Source organism: Bacillus sp. (in: firmicutes) (assembly GCA_012842745.1).
GTDB lineage: Bacteria > Bacillota > Bacilli > Bacillales > Bacillaceae_J > Schinkia.
In genome coordinates this window covers 69,120-79,862 of the sequence record DUSF01000039.1, presented here as the reverse complement: position 1 = coordinate 79,862, position 10,743 = coordinate 69,120, and the positions used below count along the sequence as shown (strand labels likewise).

The window sequence follows — 10,743 nt, the reverse complement described above, 5'->3', positions numbered from 1 at the left end:
TACTTGAAATATCAGGTAAATCTTTAAAAGCCTCTAATGTTTTTTCTGGTTCACTTGTATCAGGGCGAAAATCAGCAAGCTCCCCGACTGGTAATTTTGATAACTCCTCATATGTACTTGGAAGAGGGTCTATTTCAATACTACTTTCTTTCGCTTTATCTTTCTGTTTATTTTCCTGCTTCTTTTCCTTTACTCGTTCAATCACCTGTTGTTTTTCCTCTAAATCCTCCGTATTATCATCCGTATTACAAGCCGATAATGAAGAAAATAGTAAAATAACTATTATTAAATGACAATATCGTTTCATTTCTATGCGCCTCCTTTAGCCATTGTGGGCTGAGAATGTCTAAACTAGCGCATTTATCAACCTACCATCTCTGTAATTTTCTTCACAATATTTTTGATGATTTCTCCAATTCCTGCCTCTTCCCCTTTGACCGCCTGCGAAACAATCCCAAGAACAAGTATTAACAATGCAGCTAATCCTAACCATTCTAACGTTTGTGCTCCTCTTTCATTTTTCAATGGATGCATTACTTTTACCCAAGCTTTAATCATTAAATCTTTCATTACGAAATCTCTCCTTTAAAATTGTTTTATTTAAATAAATCAAATAAATTACTATTATCACTGAACATATTCATTATCACTAAGCCACCAATTAGGATTAAGGCGGATGGCATTACAATAAATGTGGTAATCAACGTCACTTTTGGGGACGCTTTGGCTGCTAGCTCTTTTGTCTTTTCTTTCTTAAACTTTCGCATTTCTTCAGCTTGATGTTTAAATGTTTTTGAAATCGGGACGCCCAGTCTTTCCCCTTGAATTAGTGATTTAATGAGCATTTGGAATTCCTTACTATCGTTACGTTCCAACAACGACCTGTATGCATCGGCTCTTGGCACTCCAACATCTGTCTCTTGAATAAATCGACCGAATTCATCCTTAATTGGACCTTCAAAATAAGGAACAATGTCCCGTAAGGCTTGATCTAAGCCAACACCAGCTTGCAGAGTGACACTCATCGTATCTAAGAAATCTGGTAATTGAAACGATAATTCTTCTTGCCTACCTTTCGCCTTCCTTTGAAGCCACATTAACGCTCCGAAATAGCCTATAAGCGGATAAAGAATTACTGCTAGCTCAGCATAAGGTAGCCTAAATACAAGCGATAATCCTCCAATTAATAAGCCAATAATTAAAAGAAATATCTTCAACCCCTGAAACCGTTCAACAGTTAACTTATAAGGGAAGCCCGCTTGCATAAGCTTTTTCTTAATATCATGATTTTCGCTAAAAAAATTAATGCGCTGGCCAATTCCAGAGAAGTCATCGGCATAATGGAATACTTTTGAGATAATTTTCTCTTTTCTTGTAACCTTCTTGGAGAAAGCATTATAAATAAATGTCTTTTCTTTTATATCTTCCCTAAGGTCCGCTTTAAACAATAAATAGTTGTAATAGCTTCTTAATGAAAGGGCTATGAAAATAAGACACAAACATACGATAATAACAATTAATCCATCCATTTTTTCACACCCTAATATTCGTTACTTTTCTAACTAAGATAAATGTTAAAACTGTTCCTATGAGGAAGAAAGCCAAAAGAATCACACCAATCCCCGAAAAAAGTGGATCCAGAAAACCGTCTATTACATTATTCATCATTAACACTAAGAAAATGGGAATGACAGGCAGTAAGTAAGAAACATATCTTTGCTCAGCCGTCATCGTCTTAATCTCCTGCTGTAATATTTTTCTTTCTTCTAGAGTCTGACTCATTTCATCTAGTACGGAGAACAGGTTTCCGCCTACTTTTTTCTGAATTAACAGAGTAGCTACAAACAATTGAAACTCCCGACTATTAATTCTTTTCTCCATATCCTTCAAAGCTCGATTAAAATCAATACCTAGAGCGATTTCATGGGCTAGCTTTTGAAACTCACCTTTAGCTGGTTCACTCACCCCCTGTGCAACTAAGTTAATTCCCTGTGTTAAAGTCATTCCAGCTCGAGCTGCATTTGCAAGAGTACGACAAATTTCTGGAAGCTGTTCGACAATGCGCTGCTTCATTAAGTTTTTTCTTAAAAGAAAAAATCCCCTCTTGCTACCCTCTAGGACTAGACCAGCAACCAAAAAGTTAACTGGGAATTTAATACTAAAAAAGCTTTGCAGGATAAAAATAACTCCAAAATACGAAACTATTAATCCCCCAATATATTCAGATGGTGTAAAAGGAAGATTTGCAACCCTTAACTTCTCATGTATGGGAATTGCCATCTCCGTTTTATCAAAACGGTCACCCCATAACACAAGGATGCTTTTTCTCCTTTTTCCTTCATGGTAAAATTCGTATACATTTTTTCTCCATTCTCTTTTTTCCTTACGGTAGTCTAAAAAGAAAAAGATTGAGATTATGAACATGAAAGCTGCTAGAGTGGATATGGCGAAAGTTAACAATTTGGCACCTCCCCATAAATTGGCGTAAAAGTTCTTTCGGGAATGTTTATTCCAAATACTTTTAGCCTTTCTAGACATTTAGGAATATAACCTGTTGGTGTGAAATAACCCTCAATCGTTCCATCTGATTTCATAGCTGTCCTTTTAAATTGGAATATTTCCATAACGTCGTGGGACCCGTCTCGATTTTTTGTAACTTCAGAAATGGAAACAATTTTCCTTGTTCCATCTGTTAAACGTGTAGCTTGAATAATGATATCAAGAGCACCTACAATGTACTCCCTGACTATGTGGCTTGGCAACTCCATTCCAGCCATAACGACCATAGCCTCCACCCGGCGAAGGGCATCATCGGGTGAATTCGCATGGACAGTCGTTAAAGAACCTTCATGTCCTGTATTCATGGCTTGCAGCATGTCAAAGGCTTCCCCGCTTCGAACCTCCCCCACTATAATTCTGTCAGGCCGCATCCGAAGTGCATTTTTTACAAGCTGTCTTATTGAAATTTCCCCACTGCCTTCAACGTTAGCAGGTCTGGCCTCAAGGCCAGCTACATTTGTTCTGTCAAGCCGCAATTCTGCTGAATCCTCTATCGTAATGATCCTTTCCCCGTGTGGTATGGAGGCAGCTAACACATTTAATATTGTTGTTTTACCACTGCCAGTTCCCCCAGATATTAACGTGTTCATTTTAGCTTTTACAACCCCATCAAGAAAAACCGCCATACTAGAGTTAAGGGCACTGAAGTTTAATAAATCCTCCATTTTAAATGGCTCTTTTCTGAACTTTCTAATGGAAACTAATGTGCCATTTAAACTTATTGGTGCAATAACTGCATTTACCCTACTGCCGTCAGGTAAACGGGCATCAACCATTGGTGAACTTTCATCAATTCTTCTGCCAATAGGGGCAACAATTCGGTCTACTATGTGGCGAACATGGTCATCATTCCTAAAAGTCACATCCGTTATTTCAAGCTTCCCAAATCTCTCAACGTACACCTCATTCCAACCGTTAATCATTATTTCTGTAATAGAGGAATCATTTATCAAAGGCTCAAGCGGTCCAAATCCAACTGACTCATCTAAGATGCGAGTAATCAATATCTCCTTATCATGGCGAGAAATAATGACCTTTTCTTCCGCCATAAATTGGCTAACGAGCTGCTCAATTCTAAGCTTCATTTCACCCTGTGAAAGCTTTGTTAAAGCCTCTAAATTCGTATCTCTTAATAATCTGGCTTTATAATGCTCAACAAGCTCCCCGACGAGATGGTTTTCATATTGATAAGATTGTATTTTGGGAGAGCTAACAATTTTTGTTTTTCTTCTTTCAAATATAGATGCCATTTGTTAACCCCCTATTCCAACAAGGAAAGGCTCCATTTTCTTACATCCTTTGCAAATGGGATAAGCCTTCTTTCTTTCCTTGCTTTTCTTACTGGCTCCCCTTTATTCAAAAATGGCTGCAATCCTTTTGTATCCCAACGGATGGTGGAGACAATTGGAAAGCGTAAAACGTTTTTAATATCCTTTTCCTGTACTTCATTTTCCTTTCCAACCTTATTTAGAACGATTGATGTTCTAGAGGTTAACTCCACACCTAGCCTCACTGACAATAGTTCAAATTGCTTCAGCACTTTTAAAGAAGGTGTATCTGGTGTTAAAACGTAGAAAATTTTGTCTGATTCCTCCAAGGCAGTTACCACTAAACCGTTTATATTTGACGGTAAATCTAACACAACAAAATCAAAGCTTCTTCTGCATGTTCTTAACAATTTAGCGATAAACTCTTCTGTAATTGTTTCGGCTGCTTCCGCATCACAAGGACTTATAAGAACATCAAGCTTTGAATGTTCAAGTTTTTGTGAAACATTTCGAATATGATTTTCGTTTAATTCATCAATAACTGGAGCTAAATCAACAATGGATCGATTTGATTGAATCGATAATAATGTTTCAATTCCTCCGAACTGCAAATTTAAATCAATTAAAATCACTTCAGCAGTTGATTCCACTTTAATCGTTTGGGCAAGTGTCGATGCAATGTTTGATTTCCCGCACCCGCCATTTCCGCTAAAAACCGATAATATCTGTCCTCTACCCCTCGAAATAAAAGAAAATGATTCTTCCTTTTTATTTTTCTGAATTTCATAGTTTTGAAAAATTGATGGAAAACGGCTAACAAATAAACCATGTTCCTCTGGATAAACAAAAAACTCAGCTGCACCTGCTTTTGTAATATTTCTTAGCAACGTAAAATCAGAAATAGTTGATATAAAAATAACAAAAGTTAAAGGACTAACCGATTTAATATAGTGAATGCCTTCTACTGCGTTATCACTATCGGTCTGCACATAAATGACAATATCTTGAACATCCCTATTAATCTCCCGATTTAAATCCTTTGTATTTATAAGTTGACAGCTATAGCTCCCTGAAATAGCATTTAAAATTTGATTGTGAATGAGCTCATCGTCGCTTACTACTAAAACTTTCAAATTCTGCTCCATATAATTCCCTCTTAAATAATTGTTTTTACTTTGATTCACGTACTTTAATAGCCTGTTTCGATTCTTCCAACATTGGCTTTCAAAATTCTTATCTTTTCCGCATAATTTTGCATATGTATTAATTTCCTTGCGTCCTCTATACTTAATTCAAGAGCTACACCTGTAAAACTATCTTCAGTCCCTTGTGCAAACGCAACGGGGACATCCCTCATAAAGACTTCAGTAGTACGAACCCCATTATTTTCAGTTGAAATGATAATATCAACCCGGTCCAACGCCTCTACTACCTGATCAAACTGGACTTTTTCGGAAGGATACACTGCCACCAAACGGTGATTTTCCTCGCGTAGATTAGAAAATGGCTTTAGCATATTCTTTGTTATAATATCTTCCTCCGATAACGGCACTACCAATACTTTATTTACTAAATCTTCTTTATCAGTTATGTAGGCCTTATTAACAAATTTATTTGGAATTTCTGCAGTGATAACTTGATTTTCCTGAATTAAAGTTCTAACTGGGATGTCTCCCTTCGCTATATAAATTTTTGTCATTCCCCCTAACTCTGCGTTTAAGTCCCTTACCTTCCCCAGAACTAAATATCCAGCTATCATTGCTAAAAAGAAGGATAAGAGCAAAAATATAGCAGCTCTTTTCTTTGACTCTAACATCCGCGTCTTCTCTCCTAAAATACGTTTTTTTGTAATTCAATTGATGGGTTTACCGCAACAAATAAAATCCCATACTTTATAATTTTTGTAATATATCACCCAATTTTTATCATATTATTCCATATTTGTAAATTGGACTTACATTTATTAAGCTGATATTTTGCATTCTAGAAGTAATCGCATTTTCATCAGGTAGGCATTTTTACCCATTTTTTCACAATATTCGACATAAATCATTGTGTTTTTTTATAAGTTTTCATTAAAATATTTAGTTTTTGACAAATTTATTACATTTTCATCATGCTTTTTGCCCATTTTCTTCGCCACAAGTTATGACATCAATATCTACCGTTAGAAAGATACGACTTCCGCTATTGAGGTGTAAGTCGATGTCTTTTTTACACTTTAATCCTTTAACAAAGCTTAATATTTTTAAAATATAAAAAAGCAGTGAAATCCTAAATGGAATTCACCGCTTCTTTACACTAACCTTTTCTTTTCTTTAGTTGCCATAATTGTCTCAGACCGTCCATTCGAAAATCTATGATGGGTTGAGCAATGGTAGAAACCATCTTACTTGAAAGAAAAAGCGTAACAATTATCGAAAATAGTAGCAAAAGATAATAAGATTCTGTTGATTTTATATAACTGACAAAATCGCTCACCCTAAAATAGCGAATGATAAAGCCGTGTAAAAGATAGATGTATAATGTTCGTGCCCCCCATTTTGAAAAAAAGCACTCCCGCTGTGGCACAAACGCTAAAAAGATGCAAATCATCAACAAGCTCATTCCATAATAAAGAAGACGAATGAATCCCCCTTCCCAGTCCGCACCAAGCTTTTCATATGATTTGGAGCCGTACATCCATTCCTTCGGTATATCAACTAGAACAAAGTGGATAACAAAAAGCATAGCAACAAGCATGATGGCGGAAAACAACTTTCCTTTTTTCGATGTCAGCTTCTGAAAATGCTCCTTCTTCATATAAAAGCCAAGTAAAAACATTGGAAACCACACAAATGTCCTTGATAAGCTTAAATCATTGCCAATGCCATCAAAATAGCCAACAAGCAGCCCCACCAGCACTGCTACAATGAGACTATATTTGAATTTAGTATAAACAAACAAGAGCAAATGCCAGCAATATAAGCTTAACAAAAACCATAATGACCAATGTGGTTGTAAAAAGGAAATTGTTAATTCACTCTTATCGAAAAGAAAATAATAATAGATAGAATAAATAATTTGAAACAGAAAATATGGCACTAAGATTTTCTTTGTAATTTTTAAAACATAGCCTGGCTTTTGGAATCCCTTTGAGAAAAAACCAGAAATTAAAATAAAAGCAGGCATATGAAATAAATAAATCAAAATATAAATCTCCTCAATCACCTGCTTGCCGATAAATGAGGTGATGAAATGGCCAAAAACAACAAGAAAAATGAGCAAAAACTTGGCGTTATCATAATAAAACTCGCGCTCTTTCATAAATAAAAACCTCCGAAAATTTACACTACACATTAAGTAGTAGTATATATTTCCAGAAGGAAATAGCAAATGTTTTCTGTAATTTTATTAAATTCGTTCGTCATTCCAAAAATTCACCATCATATGATGTTCTCGATCATAGGCTTGCAAAATATATCCTTCTGCTTTTAAAAATTCAATAATTTCCGGCAATGTTTCAATCGTGCTCTTTTGATTGTGAAACAAAATAACTGGTGCTTTTTGTTGCTGTTTAAGTTGTTTCACCTGATTCTCTACTGTCGAAACAATCTTTTCGGGTGAATAACGCCAATCATTACTATCTACATTCCAATCCCAAACTTGGAGATTTTCCTTTGCTAGTAGATTTCTATAGTTCTCTGTCAAATAAGGTTTGCTACCATATGGTGTTCGAATTAAATGGCTATCAATCCCCGTTATTGCAAATAGTGTTGCCCGCGTTATGTTCATTTCATCAAGCAGTGCATCTGGATTTTTATAAACCTTACTTTTGTCATGTGTCACACTGTGAGAGGCAATCGCATGGTTTTCCGATACCATTCGCAATACTTCTCCTTTGTATTTGCGAATTTTCGGCTCAATCATAAAAAATGTTGCTTTGGCATCATATTTTTGTAAAATATCAAGAATTGCAGCTGTCTGCTCATTAGGCCCATCATCAAAGGTTAAATAAGCAATTTTGCTTCGATCCTGCTCTTTTATTGTCTGCTTTTCTCGTTCCCCTTTCCATTGCTTTACTGCCTTATCAATTTTTTCTTTGTTTTTGGCATAAAGTTGTTCGTTTGTAAGTTGAATAATAGTAGCATTGTCTATTAATCTTGCAATCGGACCTTTTTCGTAAAAGCTTATCTCTAATTGAAAATATTCGGCAATGAAGCGCAATGGTAATAAGGTGCGATTATTCACCGTCTTAAGGGAAATAGGCTGTTTTTCAGCCATTTCATTTTCATATATTTTTTCATTAAGATTGATTTTCATGTACTGATTGTCTTTTCTAACTACTACCGCGTCTTCCGCATTATCATATGTAACCTCAGCGTTCAGTAAAGTAGCTACGGACCTTAATGGCACAAATGTAACACCTTCAACTGTAAATGGTTTTGCATCAGCAAATTCGACCAATTGATCATTCACTGCAATAAATATTAGTTGTTCTGGCGGTGCGGCCTTTACGTATGTGCTTAAAAGAAGTAAAGGTAAAAGAAGTAAAATAATTCTAGAGATGTGAGTTAGTTTTAAATGTGTTAACATAAGCACCCTACTTTCCCAGATGTAATCTTTTACTTAATTATCATTGTATTACTATTTTACTATATTTTACATAGTGAATATGTCACAACTTGGCGAACTCAACAAAAATATTTCACAAAAAATCCCGCTTCATCATAATAGATGCTGCGGACTGATTTTTATTTTATAAGTTTAAATAAACGTTTAATGAATATACTTTCCATAGTCTGGAACGGCAATGCTGTCAAATTCACTTACTAGTTTTTCCAAGCTTGTTGATAGCAATTCACCCGACATCGGTAATCCGTGCCCTGTTACAGCAACCGTCGGCTTCAACGCCTCCAGCTTAATGACCGATTCCTTTGCAGCTCTCCAATCTGGTGTTAAATACCTTGGCGGGCCGCTTATTTCTTGTTCCTGTGTAAATACTTTGTAAAGTGACTCCTGTTTAACTGTAACAAATGCATCTCCCACTATTAAGGCCTTATCAAAATCTCTGAAAAATGAAACATGCCCTGGCGTATGACCTGGAGTTAAAAGCCAACGGAATCCTTCCATATATGGTACTGTCCCATCAGGTGGTAATTTTTCAATATGGTTTCCTAAGTTAATCGGCTCATTTGGAAATAGTGGTGACATTTTTGCCACCATCCCACCTTCAACTGTTGCATCAGGCTCTGGATAACTCATTTGACCTGTTAAGTACGGCATTTCCAATTCATGGGCATACACTGGAACTTGCCAATGATTAACTAATTCTATAATGGCCCCAACATGATCAAAATGACCATGTGTTAAAATAATTGCTTTCGGCCGCTTCCCAACACCGAAATGTTCTTCGGCAACATTAATGATTTCATCTGCTGAATGAGGCATACCCGCATCAACTAAAACAAAATCACCTGTTTCCCGATTACCTACAAACACAATATTGACTATTTGAACCGTATGACAAAACAAATCTGGCAACACTTGTATACTTAGCCCACTTCCTATCGAAGTAGCCGGAATAAACTTATAATCACTTCCATAGCTCATTTCTTGATCCATTGTAACACCCCATGACTATTATTGGACTATTCTCATCACCATATGATTTATTATTATTATCCCTTTAAATAGCTTAACTATTTGCTAAAGTTTTTTGCCATTAACATACAAGAGTAACCCTTTGTAGCTCTTGTAAGTGTCTTGAATTTTCCGTAAAATAAATACATAGACAAAAAAATAAAGGAGAAGATAGTAATGATTTTGAAACCCCGCTTTGAGTCCACGGAATTACAGCTGCTGAGATTTTTACATTCACGAGCCAAGTTATCTGATAAAGATGCAAATCAATACTTTCGCCTTGAAAAAGGCTATGAGGGAGAAACAAAATTCGATGAATGGTTAAAGGATTTATCAGATGATTGGATTGTTCTTAATGACTTATTGTTTGAAATAAATAACACTGTTTTTCAAATTGATTCGACATTACTCTCCAATGAAGGCACTTACCTTTTTGAAGTCAAAAATTACGATGATGATTATTACATTGAAAATGAACAGTGGTATTCAAAATCTGGGAAGGAAATAACGAATCCATTACATCAGCTTGACCGCAGCGAAACACAATTCCGCCGATTACTCCAAGAACTTGGATACAATCCATCTAAAATGCAAATTAAATCTTACGTCGTCTTCGTAAACCACAATTTTTATCTATACCAAGCGCCATTAAACCTACCTATTATTTTCCCTACCCAAATTAACCGATTTATGGACAAACTCAATATGAAACCAACTTCAAAGCCTCGGGATTCACTGACAAAGTTGGCAAATCAACTATTATCCAAGCAACTTAAAGAATCACCTTACATACGATTGCTGGACTATAAATATGAACAATTAAGAAAAGGAATCATTTGTGGAAGTTGCCAATCAATTTTTAGTGATTCACAAACTTTGTCGAGATTAATTGTATGTAGCAAGTGTGGCTGTATGGAAAATATTGATGCTGCAGTTTTGCGAAGTGTTGAGGAGTACAAGCTTCTTTTCCCAGAAAGGAAAATTACTACAAATTCTATTCAGGAATGGTGCAAAATTATTAAATCCAAAAAAACTATTAGAAGAATCCTTTCAACTAATTTTATTCCACAAGGGCATGGTAATGCCACTTATTACATTCATTCTAAAAATAGTCCTAGCATGTAGCCTATATATTATTTGTTATTAATAGCTTTGGGCACTTGCTTTGTCCTCTAGTGACCGGGGCAAGACCTTTTCTCTGCCTTCGGGCACTAGCCATGCCTTCTAGTGACCGAGGCAGGCTTTTTTTCATTCCTTCGGGCACTAGTTAACACCTCTAGTGACCGGGGCAAGA

11 protein-coding genes are annotated in these 10,743 nt (G+C 35.9%); 1 reads left to right on the top strand and 10 read right to left on the bottom strand.

Annotated elements, in window-relative coordinates; all coding sequences use genetic code 11:
- The 10 genes from GX497_10695 to GX497_10650 all read right to left on the bottom strand — a co-directional run.
- Window positions 1-307 (bottom strand): amino acid dehydrogenase (locus GX497_10695; GenBank protein ID HHY73667.1); only part of this gene is annotated, 307 nt, incomplete at its 3' end.
- 56 nt (window positions 308-363) lie between these two features.
- Window positions 364-570: a hypothetical protein gene (locus GX497_10690; GenBank protein HHY73666.1), complete on the bottom strand. Its 207-nt coding sequence runs from the start codon at window positions 568-570 to the stop codon at window positions 364-366.
- A gap of 26 nt (window positions 571-596) precedes the next feature.
- Complete coding sequence (locus tag GX497_10685) at window positions 597-1,529, bottom strand: pilus assembly protein TadB (GenBank protein ID HHY73665.1); 933 nt, start codon at window positions 1,527-1,529, stop codon at window positions 597-599.
- 4 nt (window positions 1,530-1,533) lie between these two features.
- Window positions 1,534-2,460 (bottom strand): hypothetical protein, encoded by a 927-nt coding sequence (locus GX497_10680; GenBank protein ID HHY73664.1) that lies wholly within the window; start codon window positions 2,458-2,460, stop codon window positions 1,534-1,536.
- Window positions 2,454-3,809 carry a CpaF family protein gene (locus GX497_10675; GenBank protein ID HHY73663.1) on the bottom strand — a complete coding sequence of 452 codons (1,356 nt, stop codon included), beginning with the start codon at window positions 3,807-3,809 and terminating at the stop codon, window positions 2,454-2,456. Before GX497_10675 ends, GX497_10680 begins: the two co-directional genes overlap by 7 nt.
- Before the next feature lie 11 nt (window positions 3,810-3,820).
- Window positions 3,821-4,972, bottom strand: coding sequence for an AAA family ATPase (locus GX497_10670; protein HHY73662.1), 1,152 nt, complete (start codon window positions 4,970-4,972; stop codon window positions 3,821-3,823).
- A gap of 44 nt (window positions 4,973-5,016) precedes the next feature.
- Window positions 5,017-5,643, bottom strand: coding sequence for a flp pilus assembly protein CpaB (locus GX497_10665; GenBank protein ID HHY73661.1), 627 nt, complete (start codon window positions 5,641-5,643; stop codon window positions 5,017-5,019).
- Window positions 5,644-6,128: 485 nt separating this feature from the next.
- Window positions 6,129-7,133 (bottom strand): acyltransferase family protein, encoded by a 1,005-nt coding sequence (locus tag GX497_10660; protein HHY73660.1) that lies wholly within the window; start codon window positions 7,131-7,133, stop codon window positions 6,129-6,131.
- A gap of 87 nt (window positions 7,134-7,220) precedes the next feature.
- Window positions 7,221-8,402: a polysaccharide deacetylase family protein gene (locus tag GX497_10655; protein HHY73659.1), complete on the bottom strand. Its 1,182-nt coding sequence runs from the start codon at window positions 8,400-8,402 to the stop codon at window positions 7,221-7,223.
- Between the two features lie 183 nt (window positions 8,403-8,585).
- On the bottom strand, window positions 8,586-9,431 hold the full coding sequence (locus tag GX497_10650; protein HHY73658.1) for an MBL fold metallo-hydrolase: 846 nt from the start codon (window positions 9,429-9,431) through the stop codon (window positions 8,586-8,588).
- A gap of 195 nt (window positions 9,432-9,626) precedes the next feature.
- Here GX497_10650 and GX497_10645 point away from each other — a divergent pair, with 195 nt between their 5' ends.
- Entirely contained in the window at window positions 9,627-10,574 is a 948-nt protein-coding gene (locus GX497_10645) for an NERD domain-containing protein (GenBank protein ID HHY73657.1), read from the top strand.
- The last annotated feature ends 169 nt before the right edge of the window (window positions 10,575-10,743 follow it).